Raw genomic sequence first — 25,967 nt, 5'->3', positions numbered from 1 at the left:
AATTATGTGTCTTCTTAGCCATATCAGAATGGGTAATCAATAAAAAATATTATTTTTTAATCAACCCCTTCTTCATGTGTATCTAAATCCTGTGTAGCTGCATGAGAAGCAGCTAAGAGTGCAAGCTGACTAGATTCAACACAAAAATCTTCATCATCACTGCTGTTTGTGTACCAAGAAGCTACATCAAAGCTATGGCGTCTTTCAGCCAAGCTTATGGAGTTGTTACTGCTTGTTTCAGAAGTAAAATCTTCTATATTTATAAAAATCATTTCATTTAGGGCAGATTGTGTATCCTCGCTCATAGTAGTTTCCCAGGAATGTAGAGAAGATGAGGATAAATTCCCTGAAGATATAGAAGGATTTAAGCTTACTGATAAATGGCTATAAGGGCTATTGGAGGATTCATTGTCAGTAAAAATAGTTGGTTCTTCAGCAAGAGAAGCTTCATCATCACTAGAAGGAAGATTTAGGTTCATATACACCTCAGAAAGGCTATTGCTATCATCTGATTGACTACCTCCTAAGGGAGGAATCATAAGATCTTGGGGTATAGGCGGTAGCAATCGAGCTTGTACTTCTGTGGGGCTAAGTGGTCTTGCTATAAAAGGTATTGTGCTATACAAGTTGTCTGGGCTAAATGTGCGAGAAAAGCGCGTTCGCTGAAATTCGAGTCTATTGCTTAAAACTTCTAAAGGTATCCCATAATTATGTGTAATAATTGTTATTTTTTTAGTTCCTAAATGAATAATGGTTATTACTAAATGAATAGCATACATACTAGAGCAAACTATAGCAGTGAATGTTCTTCTATTATTTCTTGTGGCCACTTCGTTTGCATCTAATTGGTTAGATTGGTCTGTGCTTAGGCGAGGAAAAATTCCTTCTGCTAAACATAAAAAAAATCCTAGCATGCTTGTAGGGCCTAGTAAGGTTGATAAAATGCTTACTTGGATTATTTTAAGGTAGTAAAAAGGAGAATTTGGTTTTGTGCAATAATAAACAGCTTGTACCATACTTCCTAAACAGGTTAGGCCATTCATGTAAGCAAGTGTTAAGCAAAGAGATGATTTGTAAGGGTTGTGGTTGCTTGAAGCATTATTTGAATTATTGACTTCAAGATCAAAAAGAGTGCTGGCAAACGCAGCCATACCAACGCTCATTATTCCAGAGGCTATGGCTTGAGCAAGAAGATACCAGGGACCTGAAGAGCAATTATGTCTTAAATTATTTCTGAGTTCTCTACTATTTGTAGGTAATGTTCTGCCAAAAAATGTAAATAAAGGTGAAATAAAGCTCATCTTATTATTAAGTTAAATATAATAAAAACATTTTAATAGTTTAAATAGTATTAGTCAATCTTAAAAAGATAATTGTTTTTAATAAAATATAGACGTTTTATTTAAATAAACTAATTTATATAGGTAGGGAAGATTTATATACTAAAGAATAGGAGAGATTCTCTTAATGATTTTGGCAGTAACAGTATACAAGGCTTCTTTCTCTAACTTCTCATCTAAGTAAAGTTACTGTTATCAATATCATAGTTGTAAGATTATACTGATGTTGTATCTATATTTTTGCTAATAGTGGTTCTATAATACTCATTATGCTGACTTATTAGAGGAATAAAGTTAATATACACAGTCAAAATTTTTAGCAATAGTAGCTATTGTCTGTGAGGCTTTTCTATTTTGTAATAAATGACTAAGATGAAGAAAGGTATCTTTTCTAAATATTTATTAACAGTCATAGTTTATGAATAGTAGTTTATTCTAATGTAGGGGAAGAGCCTATTCAGTGTTGTCTTCAGAGTTTAATTCGTTGCTATTCTCTTCTGATAATGCATGGACTATAATGGATAAAGGCTCTTCTAACGAAACAGAAGCAAGTAATATTTCTTCTAAAGCAGGAATGCTTAATGACCTTCCTCTTCTTCCTGTTTGGTTAGGGTCAGAGCTAACTAGATTAGCAACATGTAGCCCAACAGAAGATAGATATAAAATGCTGGACACACTAGACATTGTTTGAGAAGAGATATAGGAAGCTGTTGTACTGTTGGTGCTAGGGTCAATTTGACTTGAAATGCGTGTAGATAATGATGTAAGGGTACTAGATAAACCAGTAAGACCAGCAGCAGTGAATGTTAATGAACTTGTCATTACTTGGCGATAAGTGAATGGAGAAGCATGTTTTGGCGTTTTAATACAGGAAATACAAGCTTTACTTATAGAAGCAACTGTTGCAGCAAGGTTTATGGCCCTGACTACACTCATTAATGTTAACGATGTAGGTATGAGTGTTGGAAGAGCAGTAGGCGTTTTTGATTCTGTTGATGTATCAGGATTGTTCTTTGGAGCAGGGTTAAATGAATCATTGGTCATAGAGAGCATACAAACGCTCATAACAGATGAGGTAACTAGGCCAATAAGTTTTGAATTACTTGCCTTAACTAGATTATGTTTTATATTCTCAATACCTTCTCGTATATTTGAAGGGGGCGTTTCTTCCAAAATATCCATAAATACTCTGTATACAGCTTGTTTCTCTTGCTTGAACAATAGTATTTTGGGTTGATTTTTCATACGAATACTGGTGAAGAAATGATAACTTAAGTAAGGGTATACCAGTGCAGGTAAGTCCTGATAGGCTGGCAATAGATAATGGGATGCTCAAAAGGATTACTTTGCGAATAATAGTTGGTCTATGCTTTCGATAATTTTTAGAACAATAGAATGAGCAACTATTCATGATGACCGCTACTAACCCAACTAGATTGACTCCTGCAGCAGCTCCAAAGATACAATATTTTATTATTTTATCTAAAGATGGGTCAGTTTATGTTTGTGTGGAAGATGTAGGGATTGCTGCTAAAGATGAGGAAGACAAGCCTTCAGGAGGGAAGTAAAAAGCAGTTATGGCGGCCATAGCAACGCTCATAATAGTAGAAGTTGTGATTTGACTTATGTGGCAGCAGCTGCTTAGAGGCATTTGTTCTCGAACAGCTAGCAAAAGTTTTTATAACTATAAGGTGGTATTTTTCCAAAATATGTAAAGATAGAATTAATACAAGCCATACTAATATTTTTCATTTGTTTTTACAAAAAATCTTTCTATCAATTAATAATTTATCGACTAATTAATAATTGTTTATATGTCAAGCATAAAAAATGTTTTTAATATATATATGCTATGATGTGGTTTTATTCAATAGTTTGTTATAATAATGTTCTTTTTTCATATATAGTCATTATTTTTATGGTCATAAATAAAAGAACCGTCGTCGTTGGAATGTCTGGGGGAGTGGACTCTTCTGTAACAGCCTTTTTATTAAAAGAAGCTGGATATCGTGTTATTGGTGTTTTCATGAAGAATTGGATAGAAAATGATGAAAATGGAAATTGTCATTCTGTTGAAGATTTTGATGATGTAAGACATGTTTGTCAGCATCTTGATATTCCTTACTATACAGTTGATTTCTCTCAAAAATATTGGGATAATGTGTTTTCTGTGTGCTTAGAAAAATTTAATCAAGGATTAACTCCTAATCCTGATGTTATGTGCAACAGAGAAATTAAATTCAAATGGCTTTTTTTCAAAGCAAAGGAACTTGGTGCTGATTTTTTGGCGACAGGTCATTATTGCCGTGTGGGGAATAAAGATGGGCAATCTGTTTTATTAAAGGGTAAGGATCCTTCAAAAGATCAAAGTTATTTTTTGTATGATATTGATCCAAAGGTTCTTTCTTCAGTCTTATTTCCTATTGGAGAATTACATAAGACTGAAACGCGAAAAATTGCTGAGGAAGCAGGGCTTTCTACAGCAAAAAAGAAAGACAGTACAGGCCTCTGTTTTGTTGGAAAAAGAGACTTTAGAGAGTTTTTAAGTCGTTATATATCTCCTGAAAAAGGAGATATTATATGCGTACAAACTAAGAAAAAGCTTGGAACTCACAATGGCTTTTTCTTATATACTTATGGTCAAAGAAAAGGATTGGGTATTGGAGGACCTGGTGATGCTTGGTATGTAGTAGGAAAAGATCCAGAGCGTAATGAGGTATATGTGATCCAAGGGGATGGAGGTAATGAGTTATTTAATATAGGTTTAATCGCATCTAGGATTAACTGGCTTTACAAGCCAGCGTTACCATGTGTATGTAAGGCTAAAATACGTTATCGGGTTACTGAAGAAGTATGTCATCTTACAGAAATGTGTGATGGAACCATACAGACTATATTTAACAACCCAACCAAGGCTATAACACCTGGTCAGGCTGTAGTTTTTTATGATGGAGAAGTATGCTTAGGGGGAGGCACTATTGATAGAGTGATTACCCAGCAAGAGCACCTTCTTGGGTAACTTCTTGTTTTTTTGTGAAAACTAATTTCTGATCTTGTATGGAAGCAGAATAGTGTCTAGGGTCAGGACCATTGTATGCCTCTTGTAGAATGATTTCTGCCATTGGGTCTTCAACATGTTCTTCAATAACCCTTCTTAAAGGGCGAGCTCCCATTTCAGGTTCATTACCTAATGTAACAAGAAGATCGACACACTCAGAGGGGATATCTAAGAAGATATTTTGATTTTTTAATCGTTTTTGTACTTTGCTAATTTCCAAATGTACAATTTTTGATAAAGATTCTATATCTAATGTGCGGAAGATTACTGTGCCATCTAAACGGTTGAGGAACTCAGGTTTTAGATGTTTTTTCATGGCTGTTTCTATTTTTTCTTGCAAAACTTTGTAATCTGTTAAAGCAGATTTAGCTCCAAAACCAATGTTTGTTGCTTTTCTTACAAGATCAGCTCCTAAGTTAGATGTCATGATAATAATTGCATGGCGGAAATTAACTTTTCGGCCAAAAGCATCTGTTAATCGTCCTTCTTCTAAAACTTGTAGTAAAAGGTCAGCAATATCTGGATGAGCTTTTTCTATTTCATCAAAGAGAACCACGCAATAAGGGCGTTGCCTTACTTGTTCAGTTAAATGACCACCTTCTTCATGTCCTACATATCCTGGAGGTGAGCCCATCATTTTTGTTGAGGAAAATTTTTCCATATATTCAGACATGTCTACTTGGATAAGAGCATCTTCTCCACCAAACATTTGTGTGGCTAATTGACGGGCAAGAAGTGTTTTTCCAACACCTGTAGGTCCTAAAAATAAGAAAGAGCCCATAGGTCTATTTGGGTCTTTAATTCCTGTGCGAGATCGTCGAATCGCTCGGCAAACAATATCAACAGCAGCTTGTTGTCCAATGATTTTGTCATCAAGTGTTTCTTTTAGTTTGATCAGCTTTTGAGTTTCAGCTTCTGTAAGCTGGCTTACTGGGATTCCTGTTTGAAGAGCTACAACATGTGCTACCGCTTCTTCATCAACAGGAAGTCTATGTTCATCTTTACGGGTTTCCCATTCAGTTTTTAATTCTTGAAGTTTTTCTCGTAATTTTTTTTCTTCATCTCTAAGGCGAGCAGCTTTCTCATATTCTTGAGTGTTAATGGCTTGTTCTTTTGCGTGTTTAGCTGTTTCAATTTCAGCTTCTAAACGAATAACATCAGAAGGTTGATTCATCATAGTTACTCTAACACGAGCCCCAGCTTCATCTAAAATATCAATAGCTTTATCTGGGAGGAAACGACCATGTACATATTGATCAGCTAGAGATGCAGCAGAAGAAATAGCTTCATTAGTAATTAATACATTGTGATGATCTTCGTATTTTTTCTTTAATCCATGTAAGATTTCAATGGTGTCTTCTACGCTTGGAGGGTGAACCATGATTTTTTGAAAGCGTCTTTCTAGAGCAGCGTCTTTTTCTATGTGCTTGCGATATTCATCAACAGTTGTTGCTCCAATACATTGTAATTCTCCTCGAGCTAGTGCAGGTTTTAAAATATTAGAAGCATCAATAGCTCCTTCAGCAGCTCCAGCACCTACAATAGTATGTAGTTCATCAATAAACAAAAGAATGTTTCCATTTTTTTTTACTTCATCCATAACAGCTTTGATTCGCTCTTCAAATTGCCCACGGTATTTAGTGCCAGCAATCATTAAAGCAAGATCTAGGTTAATAAGACGTTTTTTTCTTAAATTATCAGGAACTTCACCTTTGATAATTCTTTGAGCAAGGCCTTCAACAATAGCAGTCTTTCCTACGCCTGCTTCTCCAATAATTACAGGATTGTTTTTTCGCCTGCGGCAAAGAATTAAGATAAGTCTTTCTACTTCAGGATTTCTTCCAATGACAGGGTCTAACTTGGATTCTCTGCACATTTCAGTAAGGTCATATCCATAAGCTTTTAGTGCAGAAAGTTTCTCATTGGTTTTTTCTCCACCAATATTTGTTGAAGATTTTCCTATTCCAGATGGAGAAGGATTGATGGGGTTGCCTCTTGATCCAGTAGAAGGAGGAATCTGAAGGTAAAATGTGTCTAGCTCTTTTAGAATTTCTTTGCGCATTTCTAATGGATCAATACCTAAATTTTCCAAAACTTGTACAGCTATTCCATCATTTTGATTCATGATTCCAAGAAGAAGATGTTCAGTGCCAACATAGTTATGCTCTAAATGAAGAGCTTCTTCATTAGCTCTTTCAAAAGATTTTTTAACTCTTCCAGTAAGGGTGGGGTCTCCATATACCTGAATTTCAGGGCCATAACCCACTAATCGTTCTACTTCTTGCCGTACAGTTTCAAAATCAAGACCTAAATTGCGAAGGACATTAACAGCAACGCCTTGGCCTAACTTTAATAATCCTAAAAGAATGTGCTCTGTTCCCAGATAATTATGATTGAGTCTTTGAGCTTCTTTTTTCGCCAACTTGATCACTTGTTTAGCTCGGTTGGTAAATTTATCAAACATAAGAACTCTTATTTGTTTGTTTTGGTAACAAGCATATACGATATTTAAATTAATGATGCAATAGTTGCCAAAATCCTGCTTTATCTATCTTTTTCATAAAATATCTTGACTTTCAATAAAAATCAGAAAAAATCTTGATTTAATTTAGTTTTTAATTAATAAAGTAAAAATTTAATACTCTCTGATAATCAAATGATTCAAGTTGATTTTTTTTTATTTCTATCATAAAATATATTGATGAAATGGCATGTTATTGATGGTCCTAAGATGATGGCCCAAGAAAATATGGACAAAGATTTTCTCTTGTTAAAAAATTTGAAAGCTTTTGGGCCTAGCTTGATACATTTTTATGATTGGTCTACAAACGCAGTAACTTATGGATACTTTATTAATCCTAAGAAGGTATTTTCTGAAAATGCTGCTCTTTTATTTGACTTAGCAAAAAGGCCTACTGGAGGAGGAGTAGTTTTTCATCAGTACGATTTTGCTTTTTCAGTCCTTGTTCCTAGTGGATCTACTTCTTTTTCAGAAAATATTTTGGATAACTATGCTTTTGTTAATCAGGCAGTTATAAAGGCTCTAGAAGGTTTGGGTATTGTAGGAGACTTAATGCCAGAAGAAAATAATGGCAAGGAGATTACAGCATCTTTTTGTATGGCAACACCTACAAAATATGATGTCATGTCAGAAGGAAAGAAAATAGGAGGTGCAGCTCAAAGAAAAACTAAGCAAGGCTTTTTACATCAAGGAGTAATTTTTTTAAGAACGCCTACAAGAGAGTATTTACAGGCTTTGTTGAAAGATGCTCTTTTGGTAGAAAAGGCTATTCAGGATAAAGGTGGTGCTGTTTTAGAAAATCAAAAAGATATATATGTATCAAATGAATTTAAGTGTGAATTTAAACAAAAGCTGATGGCAGCCATAACTAGGAGTCCCTAACATGAATAAAAAAGGTTATACATTTTTTTTAGGAATGCTGCTTACGATGTCTTTTTTGTCATTTAATATAGCGTTTGGAGAAGAGAAAAAAGAAGACAAGGTAGCAGTCTTGGTCTGTCAAAATAGCATGGAGATGTACGATCAAGTATGTTCTTTAGTAAGTAAAGCAGAAGTTCGTATTGATATGGCGCTTTGTTTTACTGGTGGAGAATATTTTAGAAATTTGCTTTCCATTGTTGAAAAGCGCATGACTGAAAATCTTAAAGTGTCATGCTTTATCCTTTATGATCTTATCTTGATGAATCCTGAAGATAAGGAAAAACTACAACTGTTAGAAGAAAAATTTTCCAATCGACTAGAAAGTGTTATCTCAGATTCTGCTGCAATGCCATTTCCTTCAATGAATGTTTATCGCTCTCATGTTAAAATGATTATTGTAGATGGTAAGTATTGTGCTTTTGGAGGCACAAACATAGAAGATAGAGGATGCTCAGAAGGTTCGTATACACCATTGCATATGAATCTAGAAACTACAGAAGCTCTTAATTTATGTGAAAGGCCTTTGGGTAACCGAGATCAAGATATTGTTTGTAGAGGACCAATTAGTCAGCTGCTTAGTGAAACTTTTCATCTTTATTTTGCGCAATGGAAAAAATATGCCTCGACTCGATTTTTTCAGAAAGATCCAGAAGATCAGATAAAGAATACTCTATTTACAACTATTCCTTTAGAAAATGCTTGTAGCGATGATCATTTTGATCAACGTTCAGATTTAATTGCTGTTGAATCATCTAAATTAAAGGTTCTTTTTGGAGGACCTCATCAGGTATGGATAAAAAATCCAATTCATCAAGAGTATATAAAATTAATTAATGAAGCTGATTCTTCTATTCGTATAGCCAGCTTGTTTTTTATGCCAAACGCTGTTCTTAAAGAAGCCTTAATGGCAGCAGCAAACAGAGGTGTTCGTATAGAAATTATCACCAATGGTTGTGATCAAGGCTCAGCTGGAATTAATCAATTTTTTTCCTGGGGAAATCGTATTGCATATTTTCCAATGTTTTATGGAAAAGGTTTTAATTTATGGCAAAAAGCAACAGTTAAAGGTATTTCTCCATTACCTAATGTATTTATTTTTGAATACGCTGTTCCTTTTGTAGAATTACATAAGAAAGTCATGATTATAGATCAAAAAATACTCGCTATTGGTAGTTATAATATAGCTCAAAGAAGTTATTCTTATGATTATGAAATATGTGCTTTTATCGATAGTCCAGGGGTTGCTGCAAATGCTTTAAAAATTTTTGAACAAGATAAAACTCTTTCACGACCAATATCATCACAACAAAGTTATGAATGGTATTTTGATGCCGTAATTAGAGGCAAAGGGATAGTTCAAATGAGATACAATTAATAAAGGGTAAATAATGTATGAAAAAAATGAAACAAAAGGGATTTTGTATAATTTTAGTTTTCATGACTTTATGGGGAATTATAATTTCTCCAAAAGTCGAAGGGGTAGAAAAAACTAATCTTTCTAATGAGGCTATGTTATTGGTTACTCAAAATAGTCAAGAGTCGCTTTATTGGTTAAAAGCTATAATAGCTGAAGCCCAAGAAACTGTAGATATGTGTCCTTGTATGGCAGGAGGAAAGGTCTTAGAAGAGATTTTATCTACAGTGCGTTATAGACTTCAAGAAGTGCCTAATTTAAAAGTGCGGCTTCTTTTGCAGCCCATCTTTCTTGATGAAAATGATTATAAAATTTTACACACTCTTAAAAAAGATTTTTCTAACCAATTTTCTATTCAATTTGCTGATTATATTAATCTCCCATTTCCAGAAATAGGGGTATATGAGTTACATCAAAAACTTACAGTTGTTGATGCTAAATATTTTGTCCTTGGGGGAACAAATTTTGAAGATCTCAGTTGTACTGATGGTTCAGTAACTCCAGAAGAAGATGAAACGCCTCGGCGCTACATGTACACAAAGAGACCTTTAGGAACAAGAGATCAAGATTTTGTTGGAAGAAGTGAAGTTTTAGGACATAAAATAGCTGTAAATTTTGCTAAGATGTATCGTTTATGGGAAGCATATGCTCAAACAAAAGTAACTATTTTGGATCCAGAAGAGTTTTTAGATAGTATAGAAATACGAATTCCTGATTCCATGAATATGGCTTATGTAGAAGAATTAGAAACTTCTTCCAAACTACGGGCTGTTGCTCACAATAATATTGAATTTTTGAGTGGTGGTCCTTATCAACAAAAATCGATAAATCCAATAACAGAAGCTTATTTAGATTTAATTAAAAATGCTAAAACAAGTATTAAAATAACAAATCTTTTCTTTATGCCAAATAAAGAATTATTGAATGCATTTAAAGAAGCGCTGAATAGAGGAGTAAGTATTGAGCTTATTACTAATGGTATCAATGATAGAAGTCCAGATTTAACAAAAATGTTTGCCTGGGGTTCTCGTTATTGTTTTCCAGATCTTTTTTGGGGGCGTTCTATATCTTTTTGGGATCAAAATAAAATTGATTCTTTTCCTATAAAAGATGTGGGCATCTATGAATATTATGTAAAAGAAGTAGAATTACATAAAAAAGTTATGATTGTAGATGATCAGCATGTTATTTTAGGAAGTTATAACATTGGTTATAAAAGTAGTGCTGTTGATTATGAAGCAGTGATTTTAGTTAAAGATCATCCACAAATAGCAGCGGATGCTATTGCTATTTTTAATAAAGATCGTTCTTTGTCAAAAAAAATTACAATTAAAGAAACTAAGCAGTGGTTTTTTAATATAAAGTTAAATGCGTTGGCAATGTTTCAATATAGATGGCAAGTTGGTTAAGAAAGGCTAAAAATTTTATATATAGAGGTTCTTTCTAAAAGAGCCTCTTGCCTTTCTTAGTTAAGTTATTCTAAAATTCTCTTTTTATCAGTTATCAGTCAGGAGATCCTGTGCTTTCATTTTTTTATAAGTATCAGAAACGTTTCTTATTTTCTGTTGTTGCTATACTTCTTTTTTCTTTGATATCGACAGGGGCTATTAAATTATGCTCAGCATTTTCTTTATTTAAGCTAAAAAAACCTGTTGCAGAAGTATTGTACAAAGGGGTTGATGGAAGCATAATTTCTAAAGAATTATTTGAAGATCTTGTTCTTTTTTTAAATTCTGAGGCAGAACCTGTTGGTGCAGGGAATAGTATTTTTTTTCAAAATTTTTTAAATGCAGGAATTGTTTCAAAATTCTTTATGTCTCCAGCTATAGCTGAAGAATTATTTGATTCATTAAATGAGAATTTAATTGAAGAGCTTAAGGAAAAAATTGAGCAAGAAAAAAGCTTTATCCCATATGTTCATCCAGATGCTGCATTTGTATCAACAGAGACTATATGGGAAAATTTTGCGCCAAAATTGAAGAGCGCTTTTACTGCTTTTTCTGATTGTCCAGCCCCTTTTTCTAAGGCAGCTTTTTTACTAAGATGTCAATTGTTTCAAGAGCAAAAAAATTTTTCAGCTACGCTCTTAAAAAGAGCTTTGTTATATCAAGAGCAACATTTTTTGCTAAAAAAAGATGCTTCATTATTACATAAAAACTGTGCTTTATTTGGTTATTCTACGCTTTCAGATTGGTTTGGATCATATTTTATGCAACATGTAGCTAAAGTGATTATGGAAGGTGCTGCTCAAGCAAGGATCAATGGTGTACACTCTTCCTTAAATGAAATAAAATTAGATCTGTTAGTATTTTTAAATACTCTTTTTGAGGATATGCAAGGAGAAAAAGTATTTAAGAATATAGGAGAAATGTATGCCACTTTTTTAAGAAATGGTGGGTGGACTGAAGAAAGGTTCTTGCGTTTATGGGAAGAAGTAGTCTTGTTTAGGAAATATGTGATTTCAGGCAGTAGTTCTATGATTCCTAATGATAGCCCATTCAGGGCTTTTTCTGATTACGCTGAGCAAGGTGTGATAGTTAAAGAGTATAGTTTACCAGAAGAGTTGCAATTAAAATCTACTGAAGATCTTGTTCTTTTTCAAACATATTTAAATGCAGTGACGCCTCCCCAAGATGATAATAACTTAAACTTGCCTAATACGTTTTTGCCAAAAGAAATTATTACAAAGCAAGCTCCTGAGTTATTGGGGTCAGTTTATAAGATCCTTTATTCCACTGTTTCTTTGAAGAAGTTAGAAGGAGTTATAGGTGTCGTAGAAATGGTTGATTGGATGCATTCTTTGGAAAATTGGGCGTTATTACAGAAAAAAAGCTCATTAGCTAAGGAATGGTCTACATGGGAGGAATTTTCTCATAATTCTTTAGCTAAAGATAAACCTATTATAGAATCTTTGGCTAGACAAGAGATTTTAAAATCTTCATTAAAACATGTTCAAACAGCATTAGAAGATAATCAAAAGATTGAGAAAGAGCTTTTATTTTATCAAGGAGCTTCTTCTTTTCTTCCAGGGATCAAAGATAGCGAGCATTTAAAAAAAGCTCTTGATCAAGGTTCTAGTGAATTAAATTGTTATTCTCAGGATGGAGAGACTTATTATCTTTTTGAGTTACAAGAGAAAGAAGCAGAAAAAAGGATCCTTTCTTTTAAGCAGGCAAAAGATATGGGGATATTAAAAAAACTTTCACAACGATTGGCATTCACAGAATTATCTTTAAGTAAGAAAGAAGCTTTGCAAAAGTATCATAGAGAACAACTTGGTTCTATTAATCTTCCTCTACATGAATTGTATTTTTGGCATTTTATGGAAGAACAACAAAAATTAGAACCTAGCATTTTAGCTTCTATATGGAAGCTAACAGAAGTAGAAAAAGTGCTTCGTCAATCAGTTACAGAGCCATCTCTATATAGGCAGTTAGTTTTGTTAAAAGCAGGAGAGCTTTCTGATGTTGTTTTAACTGATTCTGGACCTGTCTTTTATTCTTTTATTAAACAAACTTGTTCAGAATCATCTTTTTCTAAAAATAGAATGAAACGATTATCTATTTTATTAAGATCAGAGTTAAAAGATGCTTATGTTAGTGATTTGCTACACATGAATTTTTATAAACTTGTACCATCTAAAGTGGTGAACTAATTTTTTCTTAAGGATTGTCTTGCATGATTAAGTATTCAGAAAATCATACATGGGTAAAGCAAGTAGGTGATAATTGGCGCTGCGGGATAACAGCGTATATTAAAGCTAAGCTAGGGAAGCTTGTACATGTAGAAATGCCTCTTGTAGGAAATGTTTTTCAAAGAGGAGAAGTAGTGGTAATTTTAGAGTCTTCAAAGTCAGCTATAGAGGTTTGCTCGCCATGTGAAGGGCAGGTTACAGCAATTAATAATACAATTGTTAATGATGTTCATCTACTTAATGAGCAGCCAGAAGATTTAGGGTGGTTGTTTGAGCTTAATTCATTAAATGTTAGTGAAATAGAAAATCTTTTGTCTTTAGAGTCTTATAATGAAATGATACAGGAAGATTAGGTTAGCTGGTTGACTTAGGTCATTATTTGCGTCTATATATTTTTTTGAAAAATATAAAAAAAAAAGAATCTACAAAAACATTCATATTTTTGCTTAAAATGTTGAGCAAAAGTGATTGAAAATCAAGATATTAAAAAATATATAGTTAATTATTTGATAATTGATCGGTAAAGAAAGTTAAAAGTTAATTGAAATATTATATCTCCTTTTAAAGGAATATGTTTTGATTTTTAATCTTTTTTTTGTTAATCTTTTCTTTTTTTTAAACGATGTAAAAGTGTGTATCAAAAAGCTTATGTCTAAGATTGGAAATAATGAAAATATGAGGACAGTTACTTCGAGTGAATTAGCTGGAGTAAAGTGCACATCAGCAAAAAGGGCGCTACCTAGAGTTTTAGTTGTCATGTTTGTTATCAGTTTGATTATTGCAGCTTCATTGTTATTAGTTGCATTTTTAACACCTGGTATTTCTAGCCCTGTTTATTTAGCATTATTGATTACGATTGGTTGTGTAACAACAGTTGGTTTTGGGGCTTCAATAAGTGCACTTTTTTTAAAATGTGTACTAGGTAAAGAAAAAAAAGAAATTTTAGATCCTCGAGATGTTGCTAGTATCTCAAGTAGACGAACATCATCTTGTCTAATATTTGAATTTGATATCAGTCCTGAGGATTGGAAAAAATTTGATCAAGAATCAAGACATGATATAAAAGAGCTTTTAAAGGCAACGTGCAATTTAAAAAATGAACAAGGAGCAAAATTTGCTTTTGACCATCTATATCTTAATTTTTTAAATGAAATTCGTCAGATACAGGAAGTGAATTGGGAAACAAATAAAGTAACTATGCAGTTAGCAGGCCAAGCGTTAAGCCAAGCTATTTTTGGATCATCTAATAGTGTCCAAGATGAAAAATCTCCTACACTTCCAGGTACAGACAACAAAGGGTTGTCTTTGGCAGATGCTGGTCCTTTGCGGTCAAATTAATTAATGTTAAAAAAAAGTTCGACATTAAGGTGGTAGATAACTTATGGCTATAATTGAAGGTAAAGGAATAGCAAACACAGCTATTTTAAGTGAAGAAGCATCAATAAAGCATAAAATTACACCAGCAATGGTTAGAAAAATCATCGCTATTGTGTTTGTTATCAGTTTAATTATAGCTGTGTGTTTATTATTAGTTGCATTTTTAACTCCAGGGATTTCTAGCCTTGCTTATGTCTCAATATTAATAACTGCTGGCTGTCTTGGAAATGTAGCTTTAGGTGCTTTACTAATCAGTATTGTCTTAAAATATTTATTCAGTAAAGGCGAAATAAGGGGCTTGATGATATCAAGTACACATACTTCTCTATCTTCAGATGATGTATTTGAATTAGGGATAAGTGGTCGTGATTGGAAAAAATTTGATGAAAAATCGCAGCAAGAGATGAAAGCTCTTTTGAAGGCGGCTCACACTTTAAAAGTAGAGCAACAACAGGCTTTTGCCCATGAATATTTAATAGAAAACTTTTTAGCAGAAATTTTTTACTCAAAAGAACTTACTTGGAAAGAAAATAAACTTTCAATACAGGCAGCAGGGCAAGCCTTAAGTGATGCTATTTTTGGGACATCTGATGATCAAAGAAAAATTATAACAATTAATGGTTCTGAAGAGATGCTGGCAAGGGTTAAAGGATCTCGATCCATATAAAAAAGGAGCGGTCTTTTTGTATTCATATCCTTTATTATTAATATTTTCTTTAGAGATAATTTTTTTACAAATAGCCATGCATTTTTGACAGTAGTCCTTGTTTTTATAATGCATGCTGCATTATGGAAGCAGTATTTTAGATCTATAAATGCTATCTCATCATTTTCAGGTAAGAAAATTTTTTCCAATCGATTATAGAAGTTTTTAGCAAACAGCCAATACCTTAGATAAAAAAAAGAAAATTAAAAATAAAAAAGCTTATATTTTGATTAAAGTTTTTTCTTTAATGTGATAGTTTTTTTTTCTTTTCTTGTGGTTTTACAAGAAAAGAGATTTATTGACATTATGGTAAAAACAAATGATTCCTAGCATATCTTCAAGTTTTGTAGACAATATTCAAATTATGGCTCAAAAGCATGAAGAGATGAATAAGAAATCTCGTTTTATTCTCCGTGTTATGGCGATTGTATTAATTATTTTGGCTTTAACTAGTATTTTAGTTGGAATTTTTGTGAGTGCAGGGGGGTTACCTTTTTGGAAAATGGGATGGTTAGTGGCATCTTTTGGAATGTTGTTCACTAGTTGTTCTCTTTTGGCTATTACCTTATGTATGCATAATGTGCTAAAGCATAAATTTATTCTTCCAGACCCAGTTATTGTTGATGAAACAGAAGATTCTAGAGAAGGATTACCCTATTTACGTGTTAAATTAGTGTCAGGAGATCAGGATTCTAACAGTGAAAATGTTTCTCGTGATGAAGTAAGTATGTCAGTACCTCATGAGTCTTTTTCTGTAGATGAGGTTCCTCCTCCAGATATAGTAGTAGATTCAAAATTAGAAGCATTAGTACATGAGCATTTAGATCTTCCTAAAGGAACAGTTTTAGATGAAGATCATTTAGCTTCTTTAATAGAAAAAGGTATTCCTATTCCTGGATCTATTCAAGGGCAGTTAATGGATAATATAGCAGTATTAGCTGCTGAAAAAGGTATTGTGAAGCCATTTGAAGGCTTTAATATGAAACAAATAAAAATATTAGCTCAAGCGCATTTAGGGCTTAAGCCTGGAGAGAAGATCTCAGGAGCTCATTTAAAAGCATTAGCAGATCCTTCTTTACACTCTGAAGAAGTTCTTTCAGGACCATTATTAGATAAATTAGAGGCTTTAGTTACTTCAAATGGAGCAATGATCAGCACAAATCTCTTATCTAAAAAAGATTTAGTCAAATTAGCTAACAAATTTGCCCATCTTCCTGCTGGCACAACATTGAATGGGGAGCAATTACAGCTTATCAATGATTCGATGCTGCCAATTTCACCTTTTGGAGGTAAAGGTAAGAAAAAAGGAATATCAGAACAATCTTTGGCAGTAGTATCTAAGAAGGGAATGGTTGGAGGGCAGTTAGGAACCTCTACACAAATCACACCATCTAAAGTAGCAGGAAAGCCACAGATAGCTTTACCTGCTGCTTTAGATCCTAATCCCCATGAAGTTGATCCAGATGGAGGATTTTTAAAGAAAATACCTGTGGTAGGGTCTGCTATAGGTATTGCTGGTAATGTTGCTGGTTTTATTGGTCATAGGATGCAGAAATTGCCAGGTATAGGTGGAGCTATAGGGAATGCATTAGTTATTGCTGATGAGATTACAGACGCTGATGATGTTGGTGATATAGCAAAAATTAAAGAAGATGTTGACCATGAAAGAGTAGTTGTTGCAGCCATAAAGAAAGAAAAGGGGCATCATTAATATTATTGTAAATCAAAAATATGATGAAGGAGTGCTGTTAATTACCTTGATATAATAGGTTTAAAAAATGTATAATATACATGGTTTTTAATTACTTATAATAGCTTATTTTTTTAAGCAAAGTAAGTACCCCTTAAAAAGGAAAAAAATATTAATCTTATCTTAATAAAGTGGAATTACTAATATGTCTCCCTTAAAATTATCATCAAACTTAGAGGCAGAAAAGGGATTATGTCTAAAAAAGACTTTTTATAAAGATTTAATACTTCGTATTGTTGCTGTTGTTTTGTTCATCATAGCTACTGTATTTTTGTTAGTAGGTACTTTTGCTCATCCGCCTTTACAAAGTTGGTTAATAGGTTGGATGGGAGGTGCTGGAATTGTGATCTTATCTGCAGTAATTATGGTGATGGCTTCTTTACATTGTTGTTGTAAGAAGCAGCCACTAGATTTAAAAAATGAAGCAGGCATACCTACCACAATTCCTATTGGTAATGTTATTATTGTTAGGGGTGCTCTGACTAGTTGAATAGAAATGATTAAGTAAATAATGAAATTATTGCTCATTAGGAATTGGAATATTCATTTAAAAGTGGTTTTTGGCCATTCATTTTAACATAATTTTATTTATCAAGGTTATATGGCGTCAGCATCTGTAAGCATATCAGTAGAGTCAAATATAACGAATCTGGTCTTACCAAAAAAATCTACAGAAAGATTTAGGTCTTCTGTACCTAAGTGTATGAAACTAGCTAGCAAGATAACTATTGTTACAGCAGTCATTTTTTTATTTTTCATGACTATTTTGGCGATGACAAGCATGTTTATTTCTAATGTTGGTTGTAAATCTATTATGATGAGTCTGATGATAGCTTCTGGAGTTGCAACGCTAATTTCTTTATCTTGTTTTATGATTATACAAAGTTTGGTTAATAGTAAAAAAATTCAAAATTCTATGAAGAGAAATAGTATTATTATTTCTGATGATCATCCTGATAGCTTTGTAGTCAAGAGTGACGCTATTCTTAATAAAGCGAATAATTTAGTCGTGACAGAAGAATAAGCCTGTAGTTGCTCATTTTGAGGAAGGAAAGCTATCAATTAGTGTTTATAAAAAAAATATTAGCTGACTTATTTCCTTTTTATTGTTTGCACTGTAGAAGGGTAGTAGAAGTAAGAGGATTATGTAGCAGGTGTTTTGACCTGGTGCGACCTCTTTCTCTTTCAGGACGCTGTCATATCTGTTTTAAAGCTACGTTTAAAAGTTCTGTTTGTCAGTTCTGTTTAATAGATATGCCTATTTATCATTCAGTAGCTCTTTTTTCAAATCAAGGACCTTCCTATTCATTAATTCAAAGTTTAAAAATGGGGTCTCTCTATGCTCTAGAATTAATCGTTTTTTTCTTAGAGCAGCATTTAGAAAATTTAGACTGGAAGCCAGATATGATCCTTTCTTTTCATCATCTTTTTTTGTCTAAAGAAAAAAGTGCTTACTATGTAGCGCAGCAGTTAGGCAAAAGATTAAATAAACCTTTGAGTAAGATATGGTGTTCTTTTTTATTTTTTGATAATACATTTGTAACAAAGAGATTATATCATAAAAAAATGCTTTTTCTTTGTGAAAATAAAACAGAATTTATAGAAAATAAAGTTCAAAACATCGCAAAAGAGAGTGATGGCTATGCCTATTTACTCTCTTTAAAGACACAATTGTAATTAGACAAGAATAGCAGCTTCTTCGTGCATGATATAAAGATGACCAAGGATACGCACACCTTCTTCTACAATTAATGAAGCAGCTTTAATATCACCAAAGACAGTAGCGCCTTTAAGAAGGCGAACAATTCCAGTAACTGTAATATTTCCTTCTACATGTCCTTGAATAAGAGCTTCTGAAAGGTTGATATCAGCTTTTACGCTTCCCTGTGGTCCAATGATTATCATTCCAGCGGATACAAGAGATCCTTCAAAGGAACCATCAATACGAAGTAATCTTTCAAAAGCTAATTCACCTTTAAAAGAAACACCTGCTCCAAGTGTTGTTTCTGGGACAGCACGTGAAAGGTCAATAATATGAGAGGAAATTTCTGATTCATGGTGTTCATGAGGCCAGCAATTAGGTTCAGCTAAATCTGGATTATGTGTATTCATTATGGAGGAATGATGAGGGGTTTCAAAAATGCCTGTAGGTATTTCCACCTCTGGTTTTTTATATTTATTATAGGAGGGAGTCATTACTTGATCTTCTGAGTATAATCCATTATGCTCTTCAAAGCCGTTTTTTCCAGAACGTCTAAACATAAAAAAACTCCTATTAAGATTCGATGTTACGCTGACACAGCATTATTTGACGTCTTAAAAATTCATCTGTATTAATTCTGTATTCAATGGTTTTGCATGCATAAAGAATTGTAGAATGAGTTTTTCCAAATGAAGTGCCAATGTTCATTAAAGAGTCATTCATCATCTCTTTAGCTAAATACATAGCTACTTGTCTAGCTAAAGCAACTTCTTTTGTTCTTGAGGTGCCTTTTAAATCGCTAACTTTAACTTGAAAAATTGTAGAAACACTTTTAAGAATATTATCAACAGAGACTTTTTGTTTAGCTGGTATTTGAAATAATTCTCTGAGAGTTTGTTCAACAATTTCTTCTGTTACTTCTTTTCCAAATAGCCGGCAGTGAGCAGTTAATCGATTGATAGCTCCTTCTAATTGTCTGACATTTCCATAAATATGCTCAGCAATAAAAAAAGCTACAGAGCTAGGAATTACAAGGCCTTTTTGTTCAGCTTTATGCTGTAGGATTGCTACACGTGTTTCAAGATCAGGGATTCCAACATGAGCGACTAAACCCCATTCCATGCGAGCAACAATTCTTTCTGAAAGCTTAAGTTGTCCAGGAGGTTTATCGCTAGTGATAACAATTTGTTTATTTTGATTGATGAGTGTTTCAAAAGTATTACAAAATTCTTCTTCAAAGTTAAGGCGATTTTGTAAAAATTGAATATCATCAACAAGTAAAAGATCTAATGAGCGATAAAATCGTTTCATTTTATCTACAGATTTACTTCTTAAACTTTCCACTAAATCATTGATGAAACCTTCTGTAGTAATGCAATGAATGCGAAGACGCTTGTGATTTTCTTTTACATAATGACCAATGGCATGAAGTAGATGAGTTTTACCAAGACCCACACCACCATGAATAAAAAGAGGATTGTAAGAACGGCCAGGTTTGTTTCCAATGCCTACAGCAGCAGATTTAACAAATTGATTAGAAGGTCCTTCAATAAATGTTTCAAAACGATAAGAATTATTTAATTTTAGCTCATATTCTAATTCTGCTTCTTTGAATGATGGTGTGTTAGGAGCAATAACTTCAGTGGTAATAATTGGCAAGGGCTTCAGTTCATTAACAATGAAATCAATAGCAGGCTCGCCTTGATTATTGACTGGAAGGAATGAACACAGTTCTTCCTTGTAGTTATCAAGTAAGTATGTTTTAACAAAAATATTTGGAATTTCTAAAAAAACTTTTTCAGAAGAAATTTCTAAAACTTTAATAGGAGCAAGCCAATTTTCAAAGGCTGTTTGAGAACATCGGGTTTTGATGTAATCAATAAACTGGGACCATGTGTTGGGCTCATCACAAGTCAACATAGGGCAGTCATGTAGGGTGCTGGTATGTTGATCCATGGGCTAAGGCAAGCTAGAGTTTTGTTATCATAAGAAAGGTGAATGTAGCACTACGAATCATAAGGAGGCAACATTTTTTCAGTAAAATAGATTCTTTATGGAGAGAAGATGTTTTATTTTTTTTAATTTTTTCTCTATCAAAGAGAGTAAAAATTAAAAAAAATTGAAGAAAAAAATTAAGAAGAGGAAGCAATAGAAAAACCATAAGCCATGAGTAAGGCTTCAGCATTATGTTTAATATAAGGATCAGCTGATTGAAGTAAATTAAAGGCAATGGCAGATGCTTTTTGTTTTTTTCCAAGGCTAAATAAAGCTTTTACTTGGTTTAAAAGGGATGGTTCATGGCCTTCTTCAAGGCGAAGAGCTTTATTCAGGAAATCAATAGCTTTTTGATTTTCACCCCGTTCTAAATATAAAGCTCCAAGGGTTTGTAAATCATAAACACCAGTGGGATTTAAAATGATTAAAGCTTCAAAAAATAAAATAGCTTTGTTATATTGTCCTTGTCTTAAAAAAGAAAACCCAGCAAAGCGAAGATCTTCTAAATGTTCTTCACTCCATCCTAAGATGGCTTTCCAATTATGTTTTGTTAAAGAAGAAAAACTACTCATCCTTGCACAAATTGAAACATACGAGAAATGATATAATCAATCATCACATTGCTTGATTTTATTCCAAGATCTAATACTTTAAGTATTTTTTTTCCTTGAGATATCATTGGGTCTTGATCCTCATCTTCATCATGATTTTCTGATTCTTCTTGAGATTCTTCGTCAAAAGATTTTTGTTTTCCAATAAGGCTAACTTTACTGGAATAAAAGAACTGACCACCTGTCATTGTATGTAAAAATGAGCAAATTTTTTCCATATCTTGATCTTGTTTTTCACTAGATCCTAATGATGGAACAAGATAAGGAGATCGAACTCGTTGAGAACGAAAATTCGTAGGTGGAGAAAAATGAGCCCAAGAAATCTTTTGATCAGTTCCCATTAAAGAGGAAAGAGCAGACGATCTAGGTGTAACATCTAAGACACTAGCATGTAATGCCATTTGCCTAAATGTGTGAGGCTGAACGCTCAGCTTTTGCTGAAATCCTTGAAGAGCTTTTTGCTCTTGGACAAAGCGTTCTTGTACAGAAGAACTGTAATTGAAAATTTCTACCATGATCACATATTAAGAAGAATAGGATTTTGTTTTCAACTATTGAAAAGGATCTTTGCTGTGGTATTTTTATTTTTTAATATCTTTGGAAGAAGAAAAAAAATATGTGTCAGAGAATTTATAAAATTTAAGATCTATTAGAAGCGCATAGAAAGCTGATCCTTAAATTTTTTTTTGATGATATGAATTTCCTAAGGTTTATTCTTATTTTTTAGCTAGAGCTCTTAAGATATCGTTTTTGGCTTTGGAATGAGACTGGAATAGTGGTTGTTAGATCGAAGAATATGGACGCCTCCATCTGTTAGGTTAGGAGGCACAAATCCACCTCCAATGAAACCAAGATTTAGATTTATTTGATCAAGGGTTTTACCATTTACTTGATTACTTGGATCCCAAACACCTTGACAAAGAGAAAAAGGTGTAAATTTAGATGTCATGATTTGAACATGGTCTGCTTCTGCTTGGCCTTTTTTTTCATTAAGAGCATCTGTTTGTATTTGGCGAAATAGAGGTATAAGAATAGGATCATCCTTAAAAAAGGTATTTAATTTTTTTCTCACAGGATTAAGGTGTAACAAATGAGAAAGCAACAATGAGTTTTTTTCATTACATTCATCCATTAACATCAACATATCTTTGCTGGATAGTTCCCATGAAATATTTTGAGCAGTAAGGGTATACGCTTTTGTGTAAGGAATCATGAAAGCATGGAAAGGGTGATCTTCAGAAAGATGAGATTCTGTAATTGCTGAGTTTATTGTTAGAAATGAAAAAAGTAATTGATAATATTCAATTTTTGTTGAATTGCCTGAGTTGGGGCTCATTTCATATATAGATTGTGAGACAGCTTCAGAATGGTTGTTACAAAAATCCTCCCACTGAATTTGATAATGATCATTATCTGCGAGGGCTTCTAATGCAGATAGGTAAAGAGAATAATGAAAAGGATCTTGAGGCCAATGTTTGATAATGTTTTGGTTAAAGATGTTTTGAAATTTAATATAGTGATGGCGAAGGTGCAAAGAAGAAAATGTAGCTTCAATTTGTAGTCCTAGAGTCATGAATATCAAAAGATTTTTTTCTTTAAGAGAAGAAGTTGTTTTTATTTTTTGTATTCTTTCTTTTGAGAAAGGGGCTAATTGGTTAATTACACTTAAGAAATATTGTATCGAGATTTTTGGAGGAGCTATAAAGTCAGAGGTATTATGTTCTGCAAATTGATGAAGTCGTTGAGCTGTGTTAAACCAAGTTTGAAGTGAGGGTTCATTTGTCATAATCGATTGATTTTGCTGAAGATATATAAGAAATTTTAAGGGGAATGAAATATTATGGGTGATATTTTTGGCTTGAATATAAAATTGCTTAAAGTTAGCTGCAACAGCTTTGTATAAAGGAGAATGTCTATTGAGTTGTTTATATAGATGGTAATCTTCAAGCGAAATAAGGCCTTTAGTATAAGCAGCAGAAATTTCTGTTTCTAAATAATTAGAATGATCAACAAAAAAATCTTTTATAATTAATTTAAATTGATCATAAAAATTTAAATGTTTTTTGATATCATCGTAAATTGATTTTAAAATTATAACTTTTTCTAAAGCAGGTTGTAAGAAGGGAATATTTTTTTCTGGTGGATAGATACTTATTAAGCTGCTGTTTTTCAAGGCTTTAATTATTGGTTTAATGCAATTATTTTCATAATTTAATAAAAAATTAGAACAAATTGTTGCATGTTCTGATGGCATTACAGCTAAGTAATGTTTTAAAAAACAAAAAAGAATACCAGGGGATGGGAGAAGATACCCATTAAAAGAAGAGCAAAATTCTTTGTAAGCATGTTTAAGATACTTATTTTGTTTAATGATTTTTTCTAATTTTGCGAAAGTCGCAGTAATCTTTGCATCTAAGTAACAATTTGCTTTTTCTAAGATGTAGGGAAGAAAATGACATAGTATTGGAGTTAATGACCAGCCTGCGGGATGATTAAATGCTGCTTCAATAAATTCCTTCATGCTAAATAAACAAGGTTTTTCTTCAGTATAACAGAGATTAAAAGTCTCTATTAATAAGGGGGCAGTGATGGGGTTTATTTGTAATTTGATCCATATTTGATCTATAAAATCATTATCAGCAGCGAGTAAGGTGGCAATTAACGCATCTGGTTCTAGGTTGTGCATGTGAAGAAAAGTAGACAATGATCGAAAATAATGAATTAAGGGCATCATATATTTTTTTTCTAAAACAATTTTTTCCATAATTGCTGTAGGATTTTCAATTTTTCCTGCTTGTAAGACAATGGATGAAGCGGTAGTGCTTAATGCTGCTGCTTGCGTGCTGGACGCGATAAAATCTTTTTGAGAAAGGATAAATTGCGCAGCATCTATAAAAGCTTGAGAATTACCTATAGAAACTTTTTGAGAAAGAGATATTAACCAAGATATAATAAATGCTCTAAAGAAACACATGCCATCACCTTGTACTTGGCACACTAAAAAATTTTTATCTAATAAAGCAATTTGTTTTTGTGTAGCTAAAGCTCTTATAGATTGGGAATTATCCATGTCTTGGTCAGCATGAATAGGAGTCATTAAAACAGGGCATTCTTGATTAGCATATATTTTAATGGAATAAGGATAAGAACCTGAAAAATTCTTATTTACATATTTGTAAGAAGAAATTCCAGGTTGTAGCTTTTCAAGCATTTGGTAGGCATTCACAGGGGCTTTACCAGCTTGAAATACATCTGACATATTTAAAATTTCTTTTTGAAAGCAGTTGTGAGAAAACATTTTTTGTTGTTTTTTTAAGCTTTCAAGGCTTTTATACAACCATTCAGGAGTTAAAATTTTAGATTTTTTAGCTAAAGATGTATGAACACTAGCAGTTAGTGTTGCTACATATGAGTTTATAGGCGTGATTTTTAATTTTTTTAAGAATGGTAATGTTTGAGGACTTATGCAGTAAGGGTTATAGGCAAAAGAAGAAGGAAAAAAGGGTAAATGGGGCGGTCTTATCTTTTTGTGATTTCCAGTAAAAGTAGAAAAAGGAAGTTGTGTAGAGTTTGTTCGATGAACCTTTTTTCTAATTTGTTTGTTATGGTTTAACAAACGTTGAGCTTCTAGAATTTTAACAGGAAAATTATTAATTTTTTTTTGTGCACCATCGCTATGTGGAAGGTAGCCAATTCCATGACATAAGTTGTGCTTTAGCAAATGATGGATAAAGAGAGGTATGCCTATGGTTAAGGTATGAAAAACAATTGTTCCAATTGCGTAAAGCATGTGCTTTATTTTAGAATTAAGCTTTGTATTCCATATGGTATGAAATAGTTGAGGGCATGATGATCTATGATCATCAAACACAGCGCTTAATCTTTTTGCATTGGATGGTAAAGAAGTAAAAGACATAACATCGATAATAATTTTTTTATCTTAAGTGTTAATTACTAGCAATATACAGTAATTGCAAAATGCTATTTTTATAAAAAAATTTAAAATAAAGAGGAAAATTCTTTAGTTAAGGGTTTTAATATTAAAGATTATGAACTGTCATAAGAATAGAGAAAAGAAAATAGCATTTTTTTTTTAGTAAGCAAAAGATAAGAGTATAAGGTTTAAGGTAGATAGAATTTTTTTAAAAGCCGCTTATTATTTCAATCGCGGAATGAATGAGGAGGAGTAGGGGGAAAATGTTTATTTATGACAGATTGAGATCTAGGCATGGAATTTAGAGAATAAGAAGAAGAGCTAATAGAGGAAGAAGAAATATAGCATACAGGCAATTTAACAGAATTTTCTTGAAGAGGGTCCAATACTTTAGCTTCATCTGAAGGAGAAGTAAAAAATCTAAAATTTCTTGCAGTTTTTGGGCTAGGAAAAAAAGGATTGTGGCTTAAAGAGGATGTAGCAGGCGAGTTTATGGATGAATTTTTACTATCAAAGGATGATTGTACAGCCAAAGGATTATTTTGATTACTGTGCTTTTTTTGCGAAGATTGAATCATTATAGCTAGCTTACGAGGGATCATATTGCAACAAAGAATATGTCTAAAGATGTAATGAAAAAGTAGAGGTATTCCAAATGTTAATATATGAAAGACAAGAAAATAAAAAATATGTGACATACGCTTTACAGTAGATGCAGTCTCATTATTCCAGCTGGGGTGAAACAATGAAGAACATTGCGATGTAGAAATAGGAGCAGTAGACATAAGAGATATACTAAGGAGAACCAAGGGTTTTTTGCATTAATAAAAATGCATGAAGAAATATATTTGAAAGAAAATGGAAAATTAGCAGTTGAGTGCATGAGTCTTATGCATAACAATACATTAAAGGTAGCAAGATCAAAATAAATACTCATCACTAGC

Annotated in this window: 21 protein-coding genes and 1 pseudogene; 13 read left to right on the top strand and 9 right to left on the bottom strand. The window is 32.8% G+C overall.

Annotation, left to right across the window (positions count from 1 at the left end; translation table 11 throughout):
* Positions 1-56: 56 nt before the first annotated feature.
* Together CLAVI_RS02775 and CLAVI_RS02770 are read right to left on the bottom strand one after the other, a co-directional pair.
* Positions 57-1,301, bottom strand: a complete 1,245-nt coding sequence (locus tag CLAVI_RS02775) for a hypothetical protein (RefSeq protein ID WP_194844073.1) — start codon at positions 1,299-1,301, stop codon at positions 57-59.
* A gap of 492 nt (positions 1,302-1,793) precedes the next feature.
* Complete coding sequence (locus CLAVI_RS02770) at positions 1,794-2,585, bottom strand: hypothetical protein (protein WP_194844072.1); 792 nt, start codon at positions 2,583-2,585, stop codon at positions 1,794-1,796.
* Positions 2,586-2,749: 164 nt separating this feature from the next.
* Here CLAVI_RS02770 and CLAVI_RS02765 point away from each other — a divergent pair, with 164 nt between their 5' ends.
* Positions 2,750-2,908, top strand: coding sequence for a hypothetical protein (locus CLAVI_RS02765; RefSeq protein WP_194844071.1), 159 nt, complete (start codon positions 2,750-2,752; stop codon positions 2,906-2,908).
* A 350-nt stretch (positions 2,909-3,258) separates the two neighbouring features.
* Complete coding sequence (gene mnmA / locus CLAVI_RS02760; RefSeq protein ID WP_194844070.1) at positions 3,259-4,359, top strand: tRNA 2-thiouridine(34) synthase MnmA; 1,101 nt, start codon at positions 3,259-3,261, stop codon at positions 4,357-4,359.
* A gap of 84 nt (positions 4,360-4,443) precedes the next feature.
* On the opposite strand, the pseudogene CLAVI_RS02755 reads toward mnmA, so the two are convergent.
* A pseudogene (locus CLAVI_RS02755) lies at positions 4,444-6,862 on the bottom strand (ATP-dependent Clp protease ATP-binding subunit); the annotation flags it as partial.
* Between the two features lie 237 nt (positions 6,863-7,099).
* Here CLAVI_RS02755 and CLAVI_RS02750 point away from each other — a divergent pair.
* From CLAVI_RS02750 to CLAVI_RS02700, 11 genes are all read left to right on the top strand, one after another.
* A complete protein-coding gene (locus CLAVI_RS02750; RefSeq protein ID WP_194844068.1) occupies positions 7,100-7,801 on the top strand; it encodes a lipoyl protein ligase domain-containing protein in 702 nt (233 codons plus the stop codon).
* Between the two features lies 1 nt (position 7,802).
* Positions 7,803-9,215, top strand: a complete 1,413-nt coding sequence (locus tag CLAVI_RS02745; protein ID WP_194844067.1) for a phospholipase D-like domain-containing protein — start codon at positions 7,803-7,805, stop codon at positions 9,213-9,215.
* A gap of 17 nt (positions 9,216-9,232) precedes the next feature.
* Positions 9,233-10,663: a phospholipase D-like domain-containing protein gene (locus CLAVI_RS02740; RefSeq protein WP_194844066.1), complete on the top strand. Its 1,431-nt coding sequence runs from the start codon at positions 9,233-9,235 to the stop codon at positions 10,661-10,663.
* 110 nt (positions 10,664-10,773) lie between these two features.
* Complete coding sequence (locus CLAVI_RS02735; protein WP_194844065.1) at positions 10,774-12,909, top strand: hypothetical protein; 2,136 nt, start codon at positions 10,774-10,776, stop codon at positions 12,907-12,909.
* A 23-nt stretch (positions 12,910-12,932) separates the two neighbouring features.
* Positions 12,933-13,301 carry a glycine cleavage system protein H gene (locus CLAVI_RS02730; RefSeq protein WP_194844064.1) on the top strand — a complete coding sequence of 123 codons (369 nt, stop codon included), beginning with the start codon at positions 12,933-12,935 and terminating at the stop codon, positions 13,299-13,301.
* 295 nt (positions 13,302-13,596) lie between these two features.
* Positions 13,597-14,286 (top strand): hypothetical protein, encoded by a 690-nt coding sequence (locus tag CLAVI_RS02725; RefSeq protein ID WP_194844063.1) that lies wholly within the window; start codon positions 13,597-13,599, stop codon positions 14,284-14,286.
* A 43-nt stretch (positions 14,287-14,329) separates the two neighbouring features.
* Entirely contained in the window at positions 14,330-14,992 is a 663-nt protein-coding gene (locus tag CLAVI_RS02720) for a hypothetical protein (protein ID WP_194844062.1), read from the top strand.
* Between the two features lie 358 nt (positions 14,993-15,350).
* Positions 15,351-16,742, top strand: a complete 1,392-nt coding sequence (locus tag CLAVI_RS02715; protein ID WP_194844061.1) for a hypothetical protein — start codon at positions 15,351-15,353, stop codon at positions 16,740-16,742.
* A gap of 184 nt (positions 16,743-16,926) precedes the next feature.
* Entirely contained in the window at positions 16,927-17,271 is a 345-nt protein-coding gene (locus CLAVI_RS02710) for a hypothetical protein (RefSeq protein ID WP_194844060.1), read from the top strand.
* 111 nt (positions 17,272-17,382) lie between these two features.
* Positions 17,383-17,805 carry a hypothetical protein gene (locus CLAVI_RS02705; protein WP_194844059.1) on the top strand — a complete coding sequence of 141 codons (423 nt, stop codon included), beginning with the start codon at positions 17,383-17,385 and terminating at the stop codon, positions 17,803-17,805.
* A gap of 41 nt (positions 17,806-17,846) precedes the next feature.
* A complete protein-coding gene (locus CLAVI_RS02700) occupies positions 17,847-18,458 on the top strand; it encodes a hypothetical protein (RefSeq protein ID WP_194844058.1) in 612 nt (203 codons plus the stop codon).
* Here CLAVI_RS02700 and CLAVI_RS02695 read toward each other — a convergent pair whose 3' ends face one another.
* The 6 genes from CLAVI_RS02695 to CLAVI_RS02670 form a co-directional block, all read right to left on the bottom strand.
* Positions 18,459-19,043 (bottom strand): bactofilin family protein, encoded by a 585-nt coding sequence (locus CLAVI_RS02695; protein WP_194844057.1) that lies wholly within the window; start codon positions 19,041-19,043, stop codon positions 18,459-18,461.
* 13 nt (positions 19,044-19,056) lie between these two features.
* A complete protein-coding gene (gene dnaA / locus CLAVI_RS02690; protein WP_194844146.1) occupies positions 19,057-20,403 on the bottom strand; it encodes a chromosomal replication initiator protein DnaA in 1,347 nt (448 codons plus the stop codon).
* 212 nt (positions 20,404-20,615) lie between these two features.
* Positions 20,616-21,050, bottom strand: a complete 435-nt coding sequence (locus CLAVI_RS02685; RefSeq protein WP_194844056.1) for a CDC27 family protein — start codon at positions 21,048-21,050, stop codon at positions 20,616-20,618.
* Entirely contained in the window at positions 21,047-21,604 is a 558-nt protein-coding gene (locus CLAVI_RS02680; RefSeq protein ID WP_194844055.1) for a DUF5399 family protein, read from the bottom strand. Before CLAVI_RS02680 ends, CLAVI_RS02685 begins: the two co-directional genes overlap by 4 nt.
* Before the next feature lie 221 nt (positions 21,605-21,825).
* The gene (locus tag CLAVI_RS02675) at positions 21,826-25,005 is read right to left on the bottom strand and encodes an OTU domain-containing protein (RefSeq protein WP_194844054.1); all 3,180 of its coding nucleotides are present in this window, start codon (positions 25,003-25,005) and stop codon (positions 21,826-21,828) included.
* Between the two features lie 245 nt (positions 25,006-25,250).
* Positions 25,251-25,808 (bottom strand): hypothetical protein, encoded by a 558-nt coding sequence (locus CLAVI_RS02670; protein WP_194844053.1) that lies wholly within the window; start codon positions 25,806-25,808, stop codon positions 25,251-25,253.
* Positions 25,809-25,967 lie beyond the last annotated feature (159 nt).

Origin of the sequence: Candidatus Clavichlamydia salmonicola (assembly GCF_015356765.1) — a bacterium.
GTDB lineage: Bacteria > Chlamydiota > Chlamydiia > Chlamydiales > Chlamydiaceae > Clavichlamydia > Clavichlamydia salmonicola.
The sequence above is the reverse complement of the archived record's forward strand: the minus strand, read 5'-3'. Positions and strand labels throughout refer to the sequence as shown.